The following is a 21,862-nucleotide window of genomic DNA, read 5'->3' on the forward strand; positions in this document are numbered from 1 at the left end:
GTTCCTGGCCGGCGACCTGGCCCGGTTCGTCACGGGCACGACGCTCCACGTGGACGGCGGCATCCACGCCGCCGGCGGCTGGCGCCGCGCCTGAGCCGCGCCTGAGCCGCGTCCGAGCCGCGTCTGAGCCGCGTCCGAGCCGCGTCTGAGCCCCGCCTGAGCGACGCCAAGCCCCTGGAGAGCGCTGGGAGAGAGCGCCCGAGGTCACCAGCTCTGGTGCAGGGGCATGCCCTCCGCGTAGCCGGAGCTGCCCTGGATCCCCACCACGGCCCGCTCGTGGAAGTCCTCCAGCGTCGTGGCCCCCGCGTACGTGCACGCCGAGCGCAGCCCTGCCACGATCGCGTCGATCTGGTCCTCGACGCTGGGCCGCCGCGGGTCCAGGTACATGCGCGAGGTGGAGATGCCCTCCTCGAACAGCGCTTTCCTGGCCCGGTCGAACGCGCTGTCCTCGGCGGTGCGCAGCCTCACGGCGCGCGCGGAGGCCATGCCGAAGTTCTCCTTGTACTTGCGGCCGTCGGCGTCGGTGCGCGTGTCCCCGGGCGACTCGTACGTGCCCGCGAACCACGACCCGATCATCACGTTGGCCGCTCCGGCCGCCAGGGCGAGGGCCACGTCGCGCGGGTGGCGCACGCCGCCGTCGGCCCACACGTGCCGGCCCAGACGGCGGGCCTCGGTGGAGCATTCGAGCACCGCCGAGAACTGCGGCCGGCCCACCCCGGTCATCATCCGGGTCGTGCACATGGCGCCCGGGCCGACGCCCACCTTGAGGATGTCGGCCCCGGCCTCGACGAGGTCGCGCACGCCCTCGGCCGTCACGACGTTGCCGGCCGCCACGGGGACGCCCGGGTCGAGCGCCCGCACGGCGCGCAGCGCCGAGATCATCTTGTCCTGGTGGCCGTGGGCGGTGTCGACGACCAGGCAGTCGACGCCGGCGTCGAGGAGTTCCTTGGCCTTGGCGGCGACGTCGCCGTTCACGCCCACGGCGGCGGCCACGCGCAGCCGGCCGGAGGCGTCCAGGGCCGGCTTGTAGAGGGTGGCGCGCAGGGCGCCCGTGCGGGTCAGGATGCCGACGAGCCGGCCGTCGCCGTCCACGATGGGCGCCAGCCGGTGGCGGCCCTCGTGCAGCCGCTCGAACGCGGCGCGCGGCTCCAGCCCGGCGGGCAGCGTCAGCAGCTCGCTCGACATGACCTGCGAGAGCTGGGTGTACATGTCGACGTCCTGGCAGTCGGCGTCGGTGACCACGCCGACGGGCCGGTTGTCCCAGTCGACGACGATGACCGCGCCGTGGGCCCGCTTGGGCAGCAGTTGCAGCGCCTCGCCGACGGTGTCGTGCGGGGTGAGCGTCAGCGGCGTGTCGTGGACGAGGTCGCGCTTCTTGACCCAGTCCACGACGTCCGTGACGACGTCGATGGGGATGTCCTGCGGGATGACGGTGATGCCGCCGCGCCGCGCGATGGTCTCGGCCATGCGGCGGCCCGCGACGGCGGTCATGTTGGCGACGACGATCGGGATGGTCGTGCCCGTGCCGTCGGAGGTCGACAGGTCGACCGCGAGCCGGGATCCGACCGATGAGCGCGACGGCACCATGAACACGTCGCTGTAGGTGAGGTCGTGGTGCGGCTCGAGGCCGTTGAGAAATCTCACGTTCGTCCATCTTATGCGGTGACAGGGCTAGTCAGGGGTTTTCCCCTTTCTGGGGGGCTTATGATCGGCCCGGACACCCGAGGGGGAGGAGGGGCCCAGTGGAGATCACGGACCGCGACGAGCTGATCGTCGTCGGCTTCGCCATCCGCACCACGAACGCCGACGAGATGGACCCGTCGAGGGCGAAACTGCCGGCGCTGTGGAGGAGGGCCGGCGCGCCGGGGGCGTTCGCGCACGTGCCGGGACGGATCGACGAGAACCTGTACGCCGTGCTCACCGACTACGAGAGCGACCACAACGGCGCCTACACGCAGATCGTGGGCACCGGGGTCCGCACGGTGGTGCGGCTGCCCGAGGGCATGGTCGCGGTGCGCGTGCCGGCGGCCAAGACGCTGCTGTTCGAGGCGCGCGGGCAGATGCCGCAGGCCATCGTGGAGGCGTGGCAGCGGGTGTGGGCGCACACCGAGTCGGGCGCGGCCCCGGCCCGGGCCTTCACGACGGACCTGGAGGTCCACCACCCCGGCGGGGCCGACCTCCACATCGCCATCTAGTACGGGGGCACGGCCGGGGCGGCCCCGGGCGACCGCAAACGGTCAGGGCCGGGGCAGCCCCAGGGCCGCGGCGGCGGCCTCGACCGCCGGCCCCTTGACGTCCTCCAGCGGCAGGTCCGCGTACTCGACCACGCAGTCCGACATGCCGCCCAGCGCCACCGAGGCGCCGATCCGCGCGGCGACCGTCGGGTCGGGCCCGAGCAGCAGCCGGATGAGCCGCCGCCGCCAGGTGAACATGCGCTCCGCCAGCTCCAGGGGGGCCAGCGCGGGCAGCTCGCGGACCACCATGAGGAGCACCTCGCGCTGCTCCCAGGCGAGGTCGAAGAAGTCGCCGAGCAGCTCGCGCGGATCGTGCGGCTCGCTCTCGGCCCCGTCAGGGGGCTCCCGCTGGGCGACGAACCGCTCCATGCCCTCCATCAGTGGCTCGACGATGTTGCGCACCAGGTCCTCGCGCGAGGCGAAGTGGTAGTAGAGCGCCGGCTTGGTGATGCCGAGGCTGTCGGCGATCTCGCGCAGGCTGGTCTCGCGCACGCCCTGCCGTACGAACAGCTCGCGGGCGACGGCGAGGATGCGGGTTCGCGTGTCGGTCGGCTTCGCCATGCCCACAGAATATCCCTTACCTATCGTTAAGTAAGTCCTTGTCCGGACGCGTCGCTACGACTTACCATCCGTTAAGTAAGGAGGTTGCCATGCGAGTGCTCATCTCCGGCGCCAGCGTCGCCGGACCCGTCCTGGCCTACTGGCTGCGCCGCCACGGCTTCGAGGTCACCGTCGTCGAGCGCGCCCCCGCGCTGCGCAAGACCGGCGGCCACGCCGTGGACCTGTTCCGGCCCGCCATGGACATCGTGGAGAAGATGGGGCTGATCGGGCCCGTCACCGCCCGCAAGACGGGCACCGATCACATCACCATGTACGTCGAGGGTCGCGAGCGCCCCGTCGAGCTGGAGACCCGCAAGGTCATCGCGACGGTCTCCGATCGCCACGTCGAGATCATGCGCGACGACCTCGGCGAGGTCTTCCACGACGCCACCCGCGACGACGTCGAGTACGTCTTCGACGACTCCGTCACCTCCGTCGGTGACGACGGGCTCGTCACGTTCGAGCGCGGCGAGGCCCGGCGGTTCGACCTGGTCGTCGGCGCCGACGGCCTGCACTCCAATGTCCGCCGGCTCGTCTTCGGCCCCGAGGCCGCCTACGCCCGCTGGGTCGGCGCCTACCTCGCCGTCGCCACCGTCCCCGACTACCGCGGGCTCGACGGCCGCATGGAGGGCATCACCGGCGTCGGCCGCATGGCGGGCCTGTACAGCGCGGCGCACCTGGACGGCGCCCGGGCGCTGTTCCTGTTCAGGACGCCCGGGCAGCTGGACTACCACCACCGCGACACCGCGCGGCAGAAGGAGCTCCTGCGCGAGCGGTTCGCCGGCCTCGGCTGGGACGTGCCGCGCCTGCTGGACGAGACGGACCGGGCCTCGGCCTTCTACTTCGACTCGATCACCCAGCTCACCCTCGACACCTGGACGCGCGGCCGGGTGGCGCTGGTCGGCGACGCCGGCTACTGCCCGGGCCCCGCGGTCGGCGGCAGCACGAGCCTGGCCGTCGTCGGCGCGTACGTGCTGGCGGGCGAGCTGGCCGCGGCCGGTGGCGACCACACGCGGGCCTTCCCGGCCTACGAGGCGGCGATGGGCGACTACGTGCGCCGCAGCCGCTCGTTCGCGCTCAACGCCGCCAAGCGGCTCGTCCCGGGCACCACGCTCGGCCTCGGGCTGCTCGCGGGCACCGCCTGGCTGATCGGGCGGCTGCCGAGCGGGCTCAGCCGCGCCGCGAGCAAGCTCGCCGCCAAGGGGGTGCGGCTGCACGACTCGGTCGCGCTGAAGGACTACTCCGCGTACGAGGCCGTCCGGCGGTGAGGAGCCCGGGTCAGGCCAGCACCCCCTGGGCGCGGAGCTTGGCGGCGGTCTCGGCCGGGATGCCCCACGACGACAGGTCCTCCAGGCGCGTGGCCGGCGACAGGTCCGGCTCCGGTGCGCCGAGCAGGCGCGGCGCGGGCATGGGCTGCACGACCCCGCCCACCTCGGTGAACGCCCCCCGTGCCACGTTGTGCGGATGCCGGGCCGCCTCCGCCATCGACAGGACCGGCGCGACACACGCGTCCGCCCCCTCGAAGACGGCCTCCCACTCCGCCCGGGTCCGCTTGCGGAACTCCTCGGCCAGCCGGGCCCTCAGCGCGGGCCACTGGGCCCGGTCGCCGCGGTCGGGCAGATCGGGGTCGCCGGCCAGGCCCATGCGCGTCAGCATCTCGGCCCAGAACTTCGGCTCCAGGGGCCCCACCGCGACATGACCCCCGTCGGCGGTCTCGTACGTGTCGTACATGGGGGCGCCGGTGTCGAGCAGGTTGGTGCCGCGCGGCCCCCAGCCGCCGCTCTGCGCCGCGTTGTAGAACATCGCGAACAGCAGCGCGGCCCCGTCCACCATGGCGGCGTCGATGACCCGGCCCCTGCCGGTGCGCTGGCGCTCGACCAGGGCGAGCAGGATGCCGTAGGCGAGCATGAGGCCGCCGCCGGCGAAGTCGCCGAGGATGTTGACCGGCGGCGTCGGCGGCTGGTCCGCGCGGCCGAGCTGCGACAGCACGCCCGCGATGGCGATGTAGTCGATGTCGTGCCCGGCGGTGGAGGCGAGGGGCCCGTCCTGGCCCCAGCCGGTCATCCGGCCGTAGACGAGCCGCTCGTTGACGGCGTGCAGGTCGGCCGGGCCGATGCCGAGCCGCTCCGCGACCCCGGGCCGGAACACCTCGATGACCGCGTCGGCGCCGCGGGCCAGCTCCTTGAACGCGGCCACGCCCTCGGGTGCCTTGAGGTCCAGCCCGATCGTGCGCTTGCCGCGGTCCATGACGTCGGCGCGCGGGCTCGCCGAGACGGCGGCCACGCGCTCGACCCGCAGCACCTCGGCCCCGTGGTCGGCGAGCATCATGCCGGCGAACGGCCCGGGTGCGAGCCCGGCGAGCTCCAGCACGCGCACGCCGGCGAGCGGTCCCTGGCGGCCTTCGGACATGGGCGTCTCCTCGGTGATGCGGGCCCGCGGGCCGGTCCCCGCCCGGACCCAGTAGAACAACATTCGGTGAGCTGTCGCAAGCCACCTTTGCGACCTTCCGGCGAAGCAAGGAGAGGTATGGGAAACTTGCCCACTGATCGGGTGGTCTACAGGGGTAGGACATGGTTTCGGATAGCACGCCGCTGATCGCCAGGCGTTACCAGTTACTCCGCGAGCTGGGCCGCGGCGGCATGGGGGTCGTCTGGGAAGGCCGCGACACGCTGCTCAACAGGCAGATCGCGGTCAAGGAAGTGCTGCTGCCCGACGGGCTGTCGCGCGCCGAGCAGGAGAACCTGCTCCTCCGCACGGCCCGCGAGGCCCGTACGGCGGCGCGGCTCAACCACCCGTCGGTCGTCGCCGTCTACGACGTCGTCGAGGAGGACGGCCGCCCCTGGATCATCATGGAGCTGGTCCGTCACCCCTCGGTGGAGCAGGTCGTCGCCACCACGGGCGCGCTGCCCATCCGGGAGGCGGCCGACGTGGGCCGGCAGGTGCTGTCCGCCCTGCGCGCCGCGCACGAGGCCGGGATCCTGCACCGCGACGTCAAGCCGAGCAACATCCTGCTCGCCGACGACGGACGGGCCGTGCTCACCGACTTCGGCATCGCCACGGCCGAGGGCGACTCCTCGCTGACCCGGACCGGCATGGTCACCGGCTCGCCGAGCTTCCTCGCGCCCGAGCGGGTGCGCGCCGCCGAGGCCGGGCCGCCCTCCGACCTGTGGTCGCTCGGCGCCACGCTGTACGCCACGCTCGTGGGCCGCTCGCCGTTCGAGCGGGGCGAGCCGATGGCCACGCTCAACGCCCTGCTCAACGAGGAGCCCGACTACCGCCGCATCCCGCCGGCGATGCACCCGGTGCTCAAGGGCCTGCTCCGCAAGGAGCCGCACGAGCGGCTGACCGCCGAGGAGGCCGACCGGCTGCTCACCGAGGTCATCGCCTCCCGCCCCGCGGGCGCCGACATGGACGCGCCGGACGAGGCCGCGCCGCGCCGCTCCAGCCGTACGCTGCTGGCCGCCGCCGCGGCCGCGGTGCTGGTCCTCGCGGGCGGCACGGTCGCCTACCTCAACCTGGTGCCCCCCGCCGAGGGCACCTCCGCGATCGCGCAGCGCGCCGCCACCAGCCCCCTGCCCAGCGCGCCGGCCACCGCCACCGCGACCACGCTCCCCGCCACGGCCACCCCCAGCGCCACGCGCACGCCGTCACCGACCCGGACCGCCCCCGTGACGAGGCCCTGGACCTCACGCGAGGGCTGGACGATCGCCCGGCCGTACGGCTGGCGGGGCGCGCGCAAGGAGGCCTACACCGAGTGGACGCGCCGCGACGGCGCCGCCCACCTCGGCGTCCAGGCCGTCTACGTCCAGCGCGACGCCGCCCAGCTCATCGAGGACGCCGAGGTGCTGCTCCGCCAGGGCGCCCCGGACCTGCGCGTCGCGGGCCGCCGGACCGTCATGCAGCGGGGCGTCAAGGCGGTCGAGTGCGAGTTCGTCTACACGGCCGGCCCCGGGTCGGACATGCCGTGGGCCCGGCCGGGCGTGCGCTACCGGGAGCTGCGCCGGGCGGTCGTAGCCGGCGACACCTCGTACATCCTGTCCTGGACGGTCGCCGAGGCGCAGTGGCGGCGCAGCGCGACACTGATGCGACAGGTGATCGGCAGCTTTACCGTAGGGGCATGACGCCCTGGAACCTCCTCGCCCTGGCGCCGCTTCCCGAGGACGCGCTGCGCGGCCTGATGGCCCCGCTCGGCGACCCCGTCCGGGTGCCCGCCTCCCGTGACCGCGCCGCGCTGCTCGCCGCCCTGCCCGAGGCCGAGATCGTGGTCGGCGACTGGACGGCGGAGCTGGCGCTCGACGCGGCTGCCGTCGCGGCGGCGCCCCGGCTGGCGTTCGTGCAGCAGCCGTCCGTCGGCGTCGACGGCCACGACCTGGCCGCGCTGACCGCCGCCGGCGTCCCCCTCGCCAACACCGCCGGCGTCAGCGCCACGGCCGTCGCCGAGTGGTGCGTGGCCGCCGCGCTCGCGCTGGTGCGCCGGCTGGCCGAGGCCGACGCGGCCGTTCGCGCGGGAGGCTGGCCCCAGCAGTCGCTCCAGCCCGGCGAGCTGAGCGGCAGGCGCGTCGGCATCGTCGGGTTCGGCCCGATCGGTGCGGCCTGCGCCCGGTTGTTCCGCGCGTTCGGTTGCGAGGTGTCGTACTGGACGCGCACGCTCCGCGACGAGCCCGGCCACCTGGACCTGGAGACGCTGGTGTCCGGCTCCGACGTGCTCGTCGTCGTGATCGCGCTCGCCGACGAGACGCGCGGCCTGCTCGACGCCCGCCGCATGAAGCCGGGCGCCCTGCTGGTCAACGCCGCGCGCGGCGGGGTCGTCGACCAGGAGGCGCTGGCCGGGGCGCTGCGCGAGGGGCACCTCGGCGGGGCCGCGCTCGACGTGTTCGAGACCGAGCCGCTGCCCGCCGGTGACCCCCTGCGCGAGCTGCCCGGGGTCCTGCTCTCGCCGCACGTCGCCGGTGTCACGGCCGGGTCCACCGGCCGCCTGCTGGAGTCGGTGCTGGCCAACCTCGCCGCCGCTCTCGACGGCCGGCCGGTGACGAACGTGCTGAACAGTGTTTCCCCGGCCGTCCGCCGCAGGCCCTGACGATCACTGTCCGTATACCCGTCAATCCCGCGCCCGCCGACCAACCTGGCGCGATGAACAGTTTTCGAGTCTTTAACGACCCCGGTCTGTTCGAGGTCCTGCCCGGGAGATACCTTCTTACGGACGATCTCTACCAGCTCAAGGGGGTGCTTGCGGTGACGACGACGATGTCGACACACCAACGGGCAGTAGAGCAGATCCGGCAGTCCTACGCGGAGATCCCCGGTGGCGCGGCGCCCCGGCTCGCCAAGGCGACCTCCAACCTCTTCCGGTTCCGCGAGGGGGAGAAGACGGCCCGGCTGTCCGCGCGCGACCTGGACGAGGTCATCAGCGTCGACCCGGAGACCATGACGGCCGAGGTCCAGGGCATGACGACCTACGAACACCTGGTCGACGCCACGCTGCCGCACGGTCTCATGCCGTACGTCGTCCCGCAGCTCAAGACCATCACGCTGGGCGGGGCCGTCACCGGTCTCGGCATCGAGTCCACGAGCTTCCGCGACGGGCTGCCGCACGAGTCGGTCGAGGAGCTGGAGATCCTCACCGGCGACGGGCGCGTCGTCGTGGCCCGCGACGACAACGAGCACCGCGACCTGTTCCGCGCCTTCCCGAACTCCTACGGCACGCTGGGCTACGCGCTGCGCATCAAGATCCGGCTCAAGCCGGTCCAGCCGTACGTGCGCCTCACGCACCTGCCGTTCACGGACGCCGGCAAGTGCATGCTCGCCATGCAGGAGATCTGCGAGCGCATGGAGCACGACGGGGAGCGGGTCGACTTCGTCGACGGCGTGTTCTTCTCCCCGCAGGAGATGTACATCACCCTCGGCCGGTTCGCCGAGCGCGCCCCGTACGTCTCCGACTACACCGGCATGCGCATCTACTACCAGTCGATCCGCAACCGCAAGCGCGACTGGCTGACGGTCCGCGACTACCTGTGGCGCTGGGACACCGACTGGTTCTGGTGCTCGCGCGCCTTCGGCGTGCAGCAGCCGGTCGTGCGCTCGCTGATCCCGCGCCGCTGGATGCGGTCCGACGTCTACCGCCGGCTCGTCGCGCTCGACCGCAGGCACGGCGTGACGGCGCGGATCGACCGCTGGGCCGGCCGGCCCGTGCAGGAGTCGGTCATCCAGGACGTGGAGGTGCCGGTCGAGAGGGGCGCCGAGTTCCTCGAGTTCTTCCACGACAAGGTCGGCATGACGCCGGTGTGGATGTGCCCGCTGCGGGCCTCGTCCCGCTGGCCGCTCTATCCGCTGGAGCCGGGCCGGCTGTACGTGAATTTCGGTTTCTGGGGGATGGTCCCGCTGCCGCGGGGACGGTTCGACGGCTACTACAACCGGCTCATCGAGAACTCCGTGCACGATCTCGACGGCCACAAGTCGCTCTACTCGACGTCCTTCTACGCCCGCGAGCAGTTCTGGGAGCTGTACAACGGCGGCGCTTACTGGCCGGTCAAGCGGGAATACGACCGGGACGGGCGCCTGCTGGACCTGTACGACAAGTGTGTGCGGGGAAGGTGAGCAGATGGCTCTGGCAAGCATCTTCGAGAAGATCGTCGGCTCCGAGGCGAAGATAGCCTTCCGGGCGTACGACGGCAGCAAGGCGGGGCCGGACGGCGCCGACCTGTGTCTTGAGGTGAAGTCGCCGATCGCGGTGGCCTACCTCGCGCAGGCGCCGGGCGAGCTGGGTCTGGCCAGGGCCTACGTCTCGGGGCACCTCGACGTGCACGGGGACATGTACGCCCTGCTGGACCGCATGTGGAACATCACGACCAACGACCTGACCACGTCCGAGAAGGTCGCCGCGGTCCGGGCGCTGGGCGTCAAGCCGCTGCTCATGCGCGTGCCCCCGCCTCCGCAGGAGATGCGGCAGAGCCGGCTGGCGCGGCTGGGCTCCCGTCACGCCAAGCAGCGCGACGCCGAGGCCATCCACCACCACTACGACGTGTCCAACCGCTTCTACGAGTGGGTGCTCGGCCCGTCCATGGCCTACACGTGCGCGGTCTTCCCCACCGACTCCTCGACGCTTGAGGAGGCGCAGTACGCCAAGTTCGACCTGGTGGCGCGCAAGCTCGACCTGAAGCCGGGCATGCGGCTGCTCGACGTCGGCTGCGGCTGGGGCGGCATGGTCATGCACGCCGCCAAGCACTACGGGGTCAAGGCCCTCGGCGTGACGCTGAGCAAGCAGCAGGCCGAGTGGGCGCAGCGGGCCATCGCCGAGGCGGGCCTGCAGGACCTGTGCGAGGTCCGCCACATGGACTACCGCGACGTCGCCGAGACGGGCTTCGACGCGGTCAGCTCCATCGGCCTCACGGAGCACATCGGCGCGGACAACGTCCCTGGCTACTTCCGCTTCCTGTACGGCAAGCTCAAGCCGGGCGGCCGGCTGCTCAACCACTGCATCACCCGGCCGACGGGCGCCGAGAAGACCTTCAACAAGGGCGGCTTCATCAACCGCTACGTCTTCCCCGACGGCGAGCTGGAGTCGGTGGGCTGGCTCATCCGCCAGATGGAGGACCTCGGCTTCGAGATCCGCCACGAGGAGAACCTGCGCGAGCACTACGCCAAGACGCTGCGCCACTGGTGCGACAACCTCGACGCCAACTGGGCCGACGCGGTCGAGGAGGTCGGCATGGGCACCGCCCGGGTGTGGGCGCTGTACATGGCGGGCTGCATCGTCGGCTTCGAGCGCAACAAGGTGCAGCTCCACCAGGTGCTGGGCGTCAAGCTGGACAAGGACGGCCGCTCCGGCGTCCCGCTCCGCCCGGCCCGCGACTGGCCCTGATCCGGGAAGGGCGCGGGGCCGCTCCGTCCCGCGCCCCTTCACCCGCCGGGATGCTTTTGTAATGATGTAATCATGGTCTCCTTATACGAGCACGCCGGCGGGCACGAGGCCCTCCACCGCTTCGTCGACCTCTTCTACGGCAGCGTCCTAGCGGACCCGCTGCTCCAGCCGCTCTTCGGAGCCGGCCGCCCGCACCACGTCGCGCACCTGACGGCCTTCACGGCCGAGACGTTCGGCGGCCCCGACGTCTTCACCCGCGAGATGGGCGGCTTCCCCACCCTCATCGAGGCTCACCGTTGGCTGCGCATCCGCGAGGACCAGCGGCGGCGCTTCGTCGAGCTGTTCATGGCGGCGGCCGACAAGGCGGGGCTGCCGGACGACGCGCCGTTCCGCCAGGCGCTGCGGGAGCATGTCGAGTTCGGCAGCCAGGTGGCCTTCCAGAACTCCCACGCCGAGACCGACGACCAGCTCCACCCGCTGCGCGAGGTGCCGCACTGGGACTGGCCCTCCTAGCGCCCCCTACGGCCGCAGGTGCCGGGTGTCCACCCGGTGCCCCGCGCCTTCGAGGACGGCCACCGCCTCCTCCGCCCTCGGCTCCGGCACGAGGACGAGGTCGGCGTGGAAGGTCGAGGCGACGAAGACCGGGATCGCCGCCTCGGCCAGCGGTCCCACGACCGCCGCCAGCATGCCCGGGACGTCGAGGTCGTGCGCGCCCGCGCCGCCGCCGTACAGGCCGATCCAGCGCTCACCCGTGCCCGACGGCCACGCCTCGCGGACGACGGTCAGCCCCTCCGGAGCGCGGACCAGCGCGATCCACTCGTCGTCCTCGGGGAAGGTCGCGTGCGGCAGGTGCTCCACGGCGAACGCGGACGGGACGACGCCCAGGCGCTGGGCGGTGGGTGAAGACGAGGAGGACGAGGAAGACGAGGCAGACATGGCACGTGTCTACCACGGCGAGATCACCCGCTAGGGTGTTGGACTCCTGTCACCGTCGCCGAAAAGGAGCGTGTCCGAGAATGTCGCCATCCATGTCCAGGAGGGGGCTGCTCGTGACCGGCGCCGGGGCCGCCGTCACCTCGCTGCTGGGCGGCAGGGCCGCCGAGGCGGCCGCCGGGTCCGCGGCCGCGCGCCGGTTCGACCTGGCCGCGCCCGCCACGAGCCTGATCTGGAAGAAGGCGCTGCGCGACGAGACGGTCCTGCAGTCGTTCGCGTTCGACAACGCCCACGGCCACATCTACGTGGCGCAGGTCAAGAACGGGGCCGGCAGCTCGGCGGCGGGTCACCTGTGCCTGACCAAGCTCAGCCTCGGCGGCACGGTGCTCGGGCACATGTACCTCATGGGTTTCGGCCACGGCGTGCAGATCGGCGTGGAGCCGTCGGGCGGATCGGCCTACCTGTGGACCGAGACCAGCGCGGTCCGCGACGGCGCCAACGCCTGGGGCAACCGGCTGGCGAGGTTCGCCTTCACCTCCGGCAGGACGATCACGCCCACGTCCAGCGGCGTGACCCGGTACGCGCCGGTGTCCGGCGCGACCAACACCACCTGCGCCATCGACCCCTCCACCGGCCGGCTCGTCATGCGGTACCGCAAGAACGGCGGCTTCCGCTACGCGCTCTTCCCGCTCCAGGCGGTCAAGTCGGGCTCGCGGACACCGTTGCGCGACATCGCCCAGCCGGCCGGCCTCGGCACCTTCCAGGGGTACGCGGCCTACGGCGACTACCTCTACCTGCTGGACGGCGACGCCTACGGCGCGGCCAACCCGGCGCCGGGCAACACCTACGTCACCTGCGTCGACCTGCGCACCGGCCGCAAGGTGCAGCGGGCGCTGACCCAGGCCGGCAAGTCGCTCGACTACCGCGAGCCGGAGGGCATGGCGATCCAGATCGCCTCGGGCCGGCCCCGGCTCTGCCTCGGCCTGGCCTCGGGCGCACCCGGGGCCAGGAAGGCGAGCATCTTCTACAAGACCAGCCTCGTGTGACGGGCGTCAGCGCAGCTCGCGCTTGAGGATCTTGCCGGTGGCCGTCATGGGCAGGGCGTCCCTGAACTCCACGATGCGCGGGTACTTGTAGCCCGCCATGTTCTCCCTGCACCAGGCGACCAGCTCGTCCTCGGTGATCGTCGCGCCCTGGGTGCGGATGACGTACGCCTTGACCTCCTCGCCGTGCGAGTCGTGGGGCACGCCCACGACCGCGGCGAGCGAGACCGCCTCGTGCGTCAGCAGCACCTCCTCCAGCTCCCTCGGGTAGACGTTGAACCCGCCCCGGATGATCATGTCCTTGGCCCGGTCGATGATCGCGTAGTAGCCGTCGGCGTCGCGGGTCGCGATGTCGCCGGTGCGGAACCAGCCGTCGCGCAGCACCTCGGCCGTCGCCTCGGCGCGCCCGTAGTAGCCCTTCATGACGTTGTGGCCGCGGATCGCGATCTCGCCCGGACCCTCGTCCTCGACCGTCTTCCACTCGGCGTCGACGAGCCGCATCTCCACGCCCCAGATCGGGGTGCCGACCGTGCCCGGCTTGGCGGGGCGGCCCGGCTGGTTGAAGCTGGCCACCGGCGAGGTCTCCGACAGGCCGTACCCCTCCAGGATGGAGACGCCGAAGGTGCGCTCGAAGTCCTTCAGCACCTCCACCGGCGAGGAGGAGCCGCCCGCGACCGCGGTCCGTAGCTTCGACGGCACCTCGCCGCCGTCCGCGTGGATCTTCGTCAGCAGCGCCCAGTACATCGTCGGCACGCCCGCGAAGAACGTGACGCCCTCCCGGCGCATCAGCTCCAGCGCCTCGCCCGGCTCGAAGCGCGGCATGAGCACGACGGTGGCGCGCCGCCGGAAGCCGACGTTCATGACCACCGTCTGGCCGAAGGAGTGGAACAGCGGCAGCACCGCGAGGTAGACGTCGCGCTCGATGTCACGGTCGAACATCTGGTCGCAGACCAGGGTGTTCATCAGCATGTTCTGGTGGCTCAGCTCGGCGCCCTTGGGCTGCCCGGTGGTGCCCGAGGTGTAGAGGATCACCGCGGTGTCGTCGGGTGCGGTCGCCGCGGTCTCGAACGTGCCGGGCATCCCGTTCAGGGCCGCCCAGAACGACTCGCCGTACTCCGACTCGGTGGCCAGCGGAGTGGCGGGCAGCACGAAGAAGTGCTCGCATCCCTCGGCGGCCTCGAACCCGGCCCGCCCGCGCTCGCCCAGCGGCAGCTCGGGCGTGCCCTCGAAGCAGAACAGCGCCTTGGCGTCGCTGTCGTCGAGGTGGTAGGCGATCTCCCGCGGCTGGAGCAGCACGTTCAGCGGCACGACGGCGGCCCCGGCCTTGAGGATGCCGTAGTAGACGAACGGGAAGTACGGCAGGTTGGGACAGGCCAGCGCCACCTTGTCGCCCGGGCCGACGCCACGCGACACCAGCAGGTTGGCGACCTGGTTGGCGACCGTCTCCACCATCGAGTACGGCAGGCGCAGGTCGCCGAAGACCACGGCGACGCCGTCCGGGTTGTTCCTGGCGCTGTCCTCCAGCACGACCGACAGGTTGAGCATGTCGCCTTCCTCCCTCTCCACAGCCTCGCCGACATCTTCGCAGGACGGCATACCGACCGGTAGGTAGCAGGGGCCCCGATTATCTCCGAAAATGCTCCAACCGGAACGACTCTGGGAGCAGTCAAAAGTGCATATGGACGCCTCCGGCCGCCTGGAGTAAGCAGGTACCACGTCACCCACGCCTGCGGAGGAGCCCCATGGAGTACGACTACGTGATCGTCGGCGCGGGGTCGGCGGGATGCGTGCTGGCCGGCCGGCTGTCGGCCGATCCGGAGGTGAGCGTGGCGCTGGTCGAGGCGGGCGGCCCGGACGACAAGCTGGAGATCCGCATGCCGGCGGCGTTCAACAAGCTGTTCAAGACCGCCTACGACTGGAACTACACCACCGCCAAGCAGCCCGAGATGTCCGGCCGTGAGCTGTACTGGCCACGCGGCCGGGTGGTCGGCGGCTCCTCCTCGATCAACGCGCAGATGTGGGTGCGCGGCGGCCGGCTCGACTACGACCAGTGGGGGGTGCCCGGCTGGTCCTACGACGACGTCCTGCCGTACTTCCACCGTGCCGAGCACCGCGTCGGCGGCAACGAGGGCGGCGTGTACGGCACCCGCGGCCCCCTGTACGTCTCGGAGCTGCGCAGCCCCAACGTCACCACGGCCGCCTTCCTCAAGGCGTGCGAGGAGCTGGGCCTCGCCCGGCTGCCCGAGCTGAACGGGCCGGCGGACGAGGGCTGCAGCCCCACCCCCGTCACCCAGCACCGGGGCCGCCGCTGGAGCGCCGCCGACGCCTACCTGCGGCCGGCGCTCAAGCGGCCGAACCTGACCCTCGTCACGGACGCGACCGTGGACCGGGTGGTGTTCGACGGCCCGCGCGCCACCGGGATCGAGCACGGCGGCGGCGCCCAGGTCCGGGCCCGGCGCGAGGTGATCCTGGCCGCGGGCGCGATCGGCTCGCCGTACCTGCTCATGCGCTCGGGCGTGGGCGCGGCGGCCGAGCTGCGCGACGCCGGCGTGCCCGTGGTGCGCGACCTGCCGGAGGTCGGCAAGAACCTCCAGGACCACCTGTCGTCCGGGGTGATCGTCCGCTGCCGCCAGCCGGTGACCCTCAGCAAGGCCGAGTCCGTGAGCAACCTGCTGCGCTACCTCGTGCTGCGCTCCGGCATGCTCACCACGAACGTGGGGGAGGCCGTCGCGTTCGTCCGCACCTCCCCGGAGGAGCCGGCGCCGGACATCGAGCTCATCTTCGCGCCGGGCCCGTTCGTCGACCACGGGCTCACCCCGCCGACCGGCCACGCGATGACCGTCGGCGTGGTGCTGCTCCAGCCCGAGAGCCGCGGCCGGATCGGGCTGAACGGGCGCGACGTGGTCGTCGACCCCGGCTACCTGGCCAAGGAGGCCGACCTCAAGCGGATGGTCGCCGGGCTGAAGACGGCCAAGCAGATCTTCGCCACCTCCGCCATGCGGCCGTACGCGGGCGGTCCGATGCCGCCCTACGACGGCCCGGAGAGCGACGAGGAGCTCGCCCAGTGGGTGCGCGAGCGCGGCGAGACGCTCTACCACCCGGTCGGCACGTGCCGGATGGGCGTGGACGACGCCTCGGTGGTGGACCCGGAGCTGCGGGTGCGTGGCGTCGAGGGGCTGCGCGTCGCCGACGCCTCCGTCATGCCGACCCTCAATCGCGGCCACACGCACGCCCCGGCCATAATGATCGGGGAGAAGGCCGCCGATCTGATCCTGGCGGCCCGTACCTGAGCGAACGCCTTGACGTAAGTGAGCACTTGCACAAGGCTTTGCGGTTATGACCATCTCCGCCGACATGGACCTGTCGCAGCTGCCGTTCTGGGCGCTGCCGCAGGCCCACCGCATGGAGACCTTCCGGCGGCTGCGCGCCCTCGACCAGCCCCTGTTCATACCGGAGCAGCAGCTGCCGTTCATCAAGAGCGGCGCGGGTTACTACGCGATCGTGCGGCACGCCGACGTGGTGGAGGCCAGCCGCACGCCGGAGGTGTTCAGCAGCGAGCCCTGCTCCAACAGCATCCCGGACATGCCGCGCTGGCTGGCCGTCTACTTCGGCTCGATGATCAACATGGACGACCCGAAGCACGCCCGGCTGCGCCGGATCGTCTCGCGCGCCTTCACCCCGCGCGTCCTCGCCAAGATGGAGGAGGACCTGGAACGGGCCGCCGCCGAGATCGTGGACCAGGCGATCAAGGAGGGACCGGGCGACTTCGTCACTCAAATCGCCGCCAGGCTCCCCGTGCGCGTCATCTGCGACATGATGGGCGTCCCGCCCGCCCTGCATGACCTGGTGCTGCGCCGCACCAACGTCATCCTCGGCAACGCCGACCCCGAGTACACCGGCATCGGGCCCGAGCTCACCCGCCTCAACGTGGCGCGCGGGCTGGCCCGGCTCATCCACGCCGGCTACTCGCTGAACCGGCTGGCCGCCCGCCTCGGCGACGAGCGGCGCAAGCGGCCGACCGGCGACCTGGTCAGCCTCCTCGTCAACGGCGAGGAGCGGCTCACCTCGCAGGAGCTCGGCTCGTTCTTCATCCTGCTGGTCGTGGCCGGCAGCGAGACCACGCGCAACGCCATCGCCCACGGGCTCAAGCTCCTCACCGACCATCCCGACCAGCGGCGGCTGCTGGTGGACAACTTCGAGGGGCTCATCGGCAAGGCGTGCGACGAGATCATCCGCTACGCCACGCCGGTGATCCAGTTCCGCCGCACGGTCACGCGCGAGCACGTCATGAACGGCATGCGCTACCGCCCGGGCGACAAGGTGCTGCTGTTCTACAACTCCGCCAACCGCGACGAGTCCGTCTTCCGCGACCCCGACGCCTTCGACATCACCCGCGACCCCAACCCGCACGTCGGGTTCGGCGGCCCGGGACCGCACCACTGCCTGGGCGCCCACCTGGCGCGCCGGGAGATGACCGTGATGTTCCGGGAGCTGTTCACCCGGCTGCCCGACATCAGGGCCGTGGGCGAGCCCGACCACCTGCTGTCGAACTTCATCAACGGGATCAAGCACCTGCGCTACGCCTACTGAGCGCCGTGGTCCCCCCCGGGGCCAAGCGGGTGCTAGGTTTCGCAGTCATGGAGATCAGGACGATCCACGCCAACGGGGTGGAGTTCGCGTATCTTGCCGTGGGGGAGGGGCCGCTGGCCCTGTGCCTGCACGGGTTCCCCGACACCGCGCACACCTGGCGGCATCTCATGCCGGCGCTGGCCGAACGGGGCTACCGGGCGGTGGCGCCGTTCAGCCGCGGCTACGCGCCGACCGAGGTCCCCGCCGACGCCGCGTACGAGGGGGCGGCGCTGGTCGCCGACGTGGCCGCCCTGCACGAGGAACTGGGTGGCGACGACGGCGCCGTGGTGGTCGGCCACGACTGGGGCGCCTTCCCCGTGTACCAGCTCGGCGGGCGCTTCCGCCGGTCCGTGGCCATGGCGGCGCCGCCGGTCGGTGCCATGCTCGACACGTTCTTCACGTACGAGCAGCTCAAACGCTCCTTCTACGTCTTCCTCTTCCAGACGGGGCTGGCCGAGACCGCCGCGGCCACGCCGGGCTTCCTGGAGGGGCTGTGGCGCGACTGGTCGCCCGGCTACGACGCGCGGCGGGACCTCGAGTTCGTCCACCGCAGCCTCGGCCGGCCCGCCAACCTGGGCGCGGCCATCGGCTACTACCGGGCCATGCTCGGCACCACGCCGCCCTCGGGCCGCCACCCCGACCCGCAGCCCACGACCGGGCCCATCCTCTACCTGCACGGCAAGCAGGACGGCTGCCTCGACGCCGGCCTGGTCAAGGCCGTGCCGGAGCACCTGCCGGCGGGCTCGCGGGCGGTGGCCGTGGGCGGGGCCGGCCACTTCCTCCACCTGGAACGGCCGGATGAGGTCAACCGCCTCATCCTGGACTGGCTCGGCCCCGCCTGCTGACACCCGCCCGCTCCGGCGGCGCCTGCTTCACCGGTCAGCGGCGCCGCCGGGCCGGGCGGAGCACCGTGAGGACCGGGTGCCTGCCGGACAGGGACACCTCGATCGCCCGCTCGACGCGGAACCCGTCCGGCACGTCTCCGGTCAGCGCCACCACCAGCCCGCCGGGCGCCAGCACGCGCCGCACCTCCCGCCACAGCAGCCCGCCGTCCCGCGCCAGCAGCCCGGCGGCGGCGACCTGCCGGCCCCACGGCGGGTTCACCAGCACCCGGTCCACGCTCCCCGAGGGCAGGGGCAGCCGTCCCGCGTCTCCGACGACGGGCGTCAGCGCGACCCCGGCCCGCCGGGCGTTCGCCGCGGCGGCCCGTACCGAGGCGGGGGAGTGATCGACCCCGACCAGGCGGGCGCGGGGGAGCAGCAGCCCGGCCTCCGCCAGCGTCGTTCCCGCCCCGCAGCACGGGTCCAGCACGACCTGGCCCGCTCCTCGCCCGTGGTGGTCCCGTCCGGGGTCGGCGAGGCCCGTGAGCGCGACCATCGCGGCGGCCAGCGGCGGGTGCAGGGTGCCGGGGATCGAGTCCTCCTTGTACGGCCGGCGGTGCAGCGGCCGGTCGCCCAGCCGTACGGCGATGACCGCCTGGTCGTCCTCGATCGTGACCCGCCACGGCACCGCGCCCGGCGGCGGCGCCACACCGCCCGCGCGGGAGTGGTACGGCACCCCGAGCGCCCGTGACAGTCCGGCCCCCACGGCGTCCTCGACGTCGAAGCGGCTGTAGGAGCGCCGCCCCACGAACGTCGCCGACACCTCGACCGGACGTCGCCCGTCACCTGACGCGCGGGACGCCGTTCGCGCCTCGACCGGCCGTCCCCGGCCGCCGGGCGGGGCGGCCGTCCGGCGGAGCCTCAGGGCGGTGCCGGCGTCGGCGCCCTCGGCGGCCCGTCGCAGCCGTTCCAGCGCGGCACGGCCCGGCCCGACGCCGTCCACGACGGCCGCCACCAGCAGCACGTCGTCGGCCGTCCGCAGTCCCAGCAGATCGGGTCCCGGCTCGGGCGCCTCGAACCACACCTCGCGGTGGCGCAGCCTCCGCACGACGCCCAGCTTCTTGATTTCCGCGGCCACCAGGGGCTCGATGCCACGCACCGCCCTGGCCACGGCGAAAGCACGCACGTGTCCTTCTCCAACGTCGCGACCCGGGACGGCCGTCGGCCGCCCCGCATCGCCGGCGGTGGGTCGTGCCGCGACCCGCCGGCGGATCGCTAACGGAGGTGGAAGAAGAACTGCACGCGGTCATGCTAGCGATCAAGGGCCGGGCGGACGAACAGGTTTTCCGGACTTCGAGGACAGACACGTACGCTGTACGTCATGACCATTGACGTAAGTAGTCACTTGCCCGAATGATGGGCATATGACTGCCGTTGACTTCGATCTCTCGGACCCGGCCTTCTGGTCCAGGCCCATGGCCGAGCGGGAGCGGGCGTTCGACCTGATCCGCTCGTTGGAGCGGCCGCCCTACTTCGAGGAGATGGAGATCTCCTTCGCCCCGAGGGGGCCCGGCTACTACGCCCTGGCCCGGCACGCCGACATCGTCGAGGTCAGCCGCCACCCCGAGCTCTTCTGCTCCGGCGACGGCGGGGCGACAAACATCCCGGACATGCCCGCCGAGTTCGCCGAGTACTTCGGCTCGATGATCAACATGGACGACCCGCGGCACGCCCGCCTGCGCCGGATCGTCTCGCGCTCGTTCACGCCCAAGATGATCAAGCAGTTCGAGGCGGACGTGGAGGTCGCCGCCGCGAGGATCGTCGACGACCTGCTGGCCAAGGGGCCCGGCGGGGACTTCGTCACGGACGTGGCCGCCCGCCTCCCCTTGAAGATCATCTGCGACATGATGGGCATCCCCGAGCGGGACTACCAGTTCGTCTTCGACCGCTCGAACATCATCCTCGGCGGCTTCGACCCCGAGTACTCGGGCGGCGACCTGGACCGCGTGGCCGAACGCCTGCTCACCGCCGCCATGGAGCTCCAGCAGCTCGTGCAGGACCTCGCCGGCTTCCGCGCCGAGCACCCCACCGACGACCTGACCTCGTCGCTGGTCAACGCCAACATCGACGGCGAGCGGCTGACCCTGCAGGAGCTGGGGTCGTTCTTCATCCTGCTCGTCGTGGCGGGCAACGAGACCACGCGCAACGCGATCTCGTACGGCCTGCGGCTGCTCACCAAGAACCCCGACCAGCGCGCCCTGTGGCTGGAGGACATCGACGGGCGCGCCCCCGGCGCGGTCGAGGAGATCGTCCGGCTCGCCTCCCCGGTGAACTTCATGCGCCGCAAGGTGACCAGGGACTTCGAGCTGAACGGCCACCTCTATCCCCAGGGCATGAAGGTCGTGCTGTTCTACTGGGCGGCCAACCGCGACCCCGAGGTCTTCGCGGACCCGTACCGGTTCGACATCACCCGCGACCCCAACCCGCACGTCGGCTTCGGCGGCCCGGGCCCCCACTTCTGCCTGGGGGCGCACCTGGCCCGGCGGGAGATCACGCTGATGTTCCGCGAGCTGCTGCGCCGCGTCCCCACCATCGAGGGCGGCCGGCCGGACCGGCTGCACAGCAGCTTCATCAACGGGATCAAGCACATGGAGTGCACGTTCTGAAGCCGCTCCCGCCGGGGCCCGCGGGTCCCGGCGGGCCGCCGGCCTCGCCGGCTACTGGCCGAGGACCTTGAGCTGCCTGACCACCGTGTTGACGTCGGGCAGGAGCTGCTTGCTCGTCGCCGGGACCGACATGTAGACGATCGCCGGGACGTCCTTGCCCGAGTTCACGGCGATCGTGACGATCGTGGCCTTGTCCGTGGGCGAGGTCAGTGAGTAGGCGATCAGACGGCCCGTGGAGTTCCCGACCTTGATCGGCTGCTGGGCGATCTTGCGGACCGAGTTGCCCTCCGGGAAGAACCGCTTGCGGGCGTTGACCACGACCGCCTTGATGGCCGGCTCCAGGTCCTTGTCGGAGGTGAACGACGAGGCCATGGTCTGCGGCAGCGGCCCGGTGAGGATCTGGGCGTAGGTGTCGGGACCCGTCTTGACGTACTGGCGGGTGTGGAAACCGTAGGTGCCGCGGACGGTGGCGCGCTGGTCGAGCTGCCACGTGCCGCCGAGGCGCGGGACGCTGACACCGGCCTCGGCGTCGGTCACCGCCCCGAGGACCGGCGCGGCCTTGCCCTGGTACCTCGGCAGCCGGCCGATCGAGGTGGTCTGCCTGGTGCTCTTGGCGGGCGGCGAGGCGGACGACGACGCCGAGGTCGCCGCGGCCGCGGCGCCCTTGTCCTTGTCGGAGGCCAGCGGGCCCGCGAGGAACGCCCACAGCAGGGCGCCCACGAGCGCGATCGACACCGACCCGGCCAGGGCGTAGATCCAGATCGGCTTGCCCGGCTCGTCCAGCGACTCGGGCTCGCCCATGGAGTCGTAGTTGTCGCCGAAGACGGTGTCCCAGAGCTCCTGCTGCCGCTGCGGGGGAGGCGTGCGGGAGCCGCTGATCTGGCCGGCCGTCACGAACGGGCGGTCGGGGTCGGACGGGTCACGGCTCAGGTTCGAGCCGGGACGCGGCTGACCTCCCGCCTGGTCATGCTGCCCGGGATGCCCGGGGCCGGGATTGCCGGGGTGCTGGTCGTCGGCGGGCGGCGCCTGGCCGGGGGCGGGCTGGGCGTGCCCGGCCGGGCCGGGGCCCGCCGGCGGG

18 protein-coding genes and 1 pseudogene are annotated in these 21,862 nt (G+C 72.2%); 12 read left to right on the forward strand and 7 right to left on the reverse strand.

Going from position 1 to position 21,862, the window contains the following annotated elements:
* Positions 1–204 precede the first annotated feature (204 nt).
* Entirely contained in the window at positions 205–1,644 is a 1,440-nt protein-coding gene (locus AB0H81_RS33560; RefSeq protein WP_358382743.1) for a GuaB1 family IMP dehydrogenase-related protein, read from the reverse strand.
* A 98-nt stretch (positions 1,645–1,742) separates the two neighbouring features.
* Between AB0H81_RS33560 and AB0H81_RS33565 the strand changes: the two genes are divergently transcribed.
* On the forward strand, positions 1,743–2,195 hold the full coding sequence (locus AB0H81_RS33565; protein WP_358382745.1) for an effector binding domain-containing protein: 453 nt from the start codon (positions 1,743–1,745) through the stop codon (positions 2,193–2,195).
* A gap of 42 nt (positions 2,196–2,237) precedes the next feature.
* On the opposite strand, the gene AB0H81_RS33570 is transcribed toward AB0H81_RS33565, so the two are convergent.
* Positions 2,238–2,795: a helix-turn-helix domain-containing protein gene (locus tag AB0H81_RS33570; protein ID WP_358382747.1), complete on the reverse strand. Its 558-nt coding sequence runs from the start codon at positions 2,793–2,795 to the stop codon at positions 2,238–2,240.
* An 89-nt stretch (positions 2,796–2,884) separates the two neighbouring features.
* Here AB0H81_RS33570 and AB0H81_RS33575 point away from each other — a divergent pair, with 89 nt between their 5' ends.
* The gene (locus tag AB0H81_RS33575; protein WP_358382749.1) at positions 2,885–4,102 is read left to right on the forward strand and encodes an FAD-dependent monooxygenase; all 1,218 of its coding nucleotides are present in this window, start codon (positions 2,885–2,887) and stop codon (positions 4,100–4,102) included.
* A gap of 10 nt (positions 4,103–4,112) precedes the next feature.
* Here the strand turns inward: AB0H81_RS33575 and AB0H81_RS33580 are convergent, their stop codons facing one another.
* Positions 4,113–5,306, reverse strand: coding sequence for a CaiB/BaiF CoA-transferase family protein (locus AB0H81_RS33580; RefSeq protein ID WP_358382751.1), 1,194 nt, complete (start codon positions 5,304–5,306; stop codon positions 4,113–4,115).
* Between the two features lie 98 nt (positions 5,307–5,404).
* On the opposite strand from AB0H81_RS33580, the gene AB0H81_RS33585 reads away from it, so the two are divergent.
* The 5 genes from AB0H81_RS33585 to AB0H81_RS33605 all read left to right on the forward strand — a co-directional run bounded on the left by AB0H81_RS33585 (position 5,405) and on the right by AB0H81_RS33605 (position 11,205).
* Positions 5,405–6,955: a serine/threonine-protein kinase gene (locus AB0H81_RS33585; protein ID WP_358382753.1), complete on the forward strand. Its 1,551-nt coding sequence runs from the start codon at positions 5,405–5,407 to the stop codon at positions 6,953–6,955.
* Positions 6,952–7,911 (forward strand): NAD(P)-dependent oxidoreductase, encoded by a 960-nt coding sequence (locus tag AB0H81_RS33590; RefSeq protein ID WP_358382755.1) that lies wholly within the window; start codon positions 6,952–6,954, stop codon positions 7,909–7,911. Before AB0H81_RS33585 ends, AB0H81_RS33590 begins: the two co-directional genes overlap by 4 nt.
* Positions 7,912–8,078: 167 nt before the next feature.
* The gene (locus AB0H81_RS33595) at positions 8,079–9,428 is read left to right on the forward strand and encodes an FAD-binding oxidoreductase (RefSeq protein WP_358382758.1); all 1,350 of its coding nucleotides are present in this window, start codon (positions 8,079–8,081) and stop codon (positions 9,426–9,428) included.
* 4 nt (positions 9,429–9,432) lie between these two features.
* On the forward strand, positions 9,433–10,692 hold the full coding sequence (locus AB0H81_RS33600) for a cyclopropane-fatty-acyl-phospholipid synthase family protein (RefSeq protein WP_358382761.1): 1,260 nt from the start codon (positions 9,433–9,435) through the stop codon (positions 10,690–10,692).
* A 72-nt stretch (positions 10,693–10,764) separates the two neighbouring features.
* Entirely contained in the window at positions 10,765–11,205 is a 441-nt protein-coding gene (locus AB0H81_RS33605) for a group II truncated hemoglobin (RefSeq protein WP_358382764.1), read from the forward strand.
* Positions 11,206–11,211: 6 nt separating this feature from the next.
* Here AB0H81_RS33605 and AB0H81_RS33610 read toward each other — a convergent pair whose 3' ends face one another.
* The gene (locus tag AB0H81_RS33610) at positions 11,212–11,628 is read right to left on the reverse strand and encodes an ACT domain-containing protein (protein WP_358382767.1); all 417 of its coding nucleotides are present in this window, start codon (positions 11,626–11,628) and stop codon (positions 11,212–11,214) included.
* 80 nt (positions 11,629–11,708) lie between these two features.
* Between AB0H81_RS33610 and AB0H81_RS33615 the strand changes: the two genes are divergently transcribed.
* Positions 11,709–12,671, forward strand: a complete 963-nt coding sequence (locus AB0H81_RS33615) for a teichoic acid biosynthesis protein C (RefSeq protein WP_358382770.1) — start codon at positions 11,709–11,711, stop codon at positions 12,669–12,671.
* Between the two features lie 6 nt (positions 12,672–12,677).
* Here AB0H81_RS33615 and AB0H81_RS33620 read toward each other — a convergent pair whose 3' ends face one another.
* A complete protein-coding gene (locus AB0H81_RS33620; protein ID WP_358382772.1) occupies positions 12,678–14,213 on the reverse strand; it encodes a long-chain fatty acid--CoA ligase in 1,536 nt (511 codons plus the stop codon).
* 197 nt (positions 14,214–14,410) lie between these two features.
* On the opposite strand from AB0H81_RS33620, the gene AB0H81_RS33625 reads away from it, so the two are divergent.
* The 3 genes from AB0H81_RS33625 to AB0H81_RS33635 are packed head-to-tail and all read left to right on the forward strand — an operon-like array spanning position 14,411 to position 18,142.
* On the forward strand, positions 14,411–15,958 hold the full coding sequence (locus tag AB0H81_RS33625) for a GMC family oxidoreductase N-terminal domain-containing protein (RefSeq protein ID WP_358382775.1): 1,548 nt from the start codon (positions 14,411–14,413) through the stop codon (positions 15,956–15,958).
* 46 nt (positions 15,959–16,004) lie between these two features.
* Positions 16,005–17,258 (forward strand): cytochrome P450, encoded by a 1,254-nt coding sequence (locus AB0H81_RS33630; RefSeq protein WP_358382778.1) that lies wholly within the window; start codon positions 16,005–16,007, stop codon positions 17,256–17,258.
* Between the two features lie 47 nt (positions 17,259–17,305).
* Entirely contained in the window at positions 17,306–18,142 is an 837-nt protein-coding gene (locus AB0H81_RS33635) for an alpha/beta hydrolase (RefSeq protein ID WP_358382781.1), read from the forward strand.
* 34 nt (positions 18,143–18,176) lie between these two features.
* Here AB0H81_RS33635 and AB0H81_RS33640 read toward each other — a convergent pair whose 3' ends face one another.
* Positions 18,177–19,304 carry a methyltransferase domain-containing protein gene (locus AB0H81_RS33640; protein WP_358382784.1) on the reverse strand — a complete coding sequence of 376 codons (1,128 nt, stop codon included), beginning with the start codon at positions 19,302–19,304 and terminating at the stop codon, positions 18,177–18,179.
* Between the two features lie 238 nt (positions 19,305–19,542).
* Here AB0H81_RS33640 and AB0H81_RS33645 point away from each other — a divergent pair, with 238 nt between their 5' ends.
* A complete protein-coding gene (locus tag AB0H81_RS33645; RefSeq protein ID WP_358382786.1) occupies positions 19,543–20,784 on the forward strand; it encodes a cytochrome P450 in 1,242 nt (413 codons plus the stop codon).
* Positions 20,785–20,835: 51 nt separating this feature from the next.
* On the opposite strand, the pseudogene AB0H81_RS33650 reads toward AB0H81_RS33645, so the two are convergent.
* A pseudogene (locus AB0H81_RS33650) lies at positions 20,836–21,862 on the reverse strand (hypothetical protein); the annotation flags it as partial.

Source organism: Nonomuraea sp. NPDC050691, assembly GCF_040654455.1.
Classification (GTDB): Bacteria; Actinomycetota; Actinomycetes; order Streptosporangiales; family Streptosporangiaceae; genus Nonomuraea.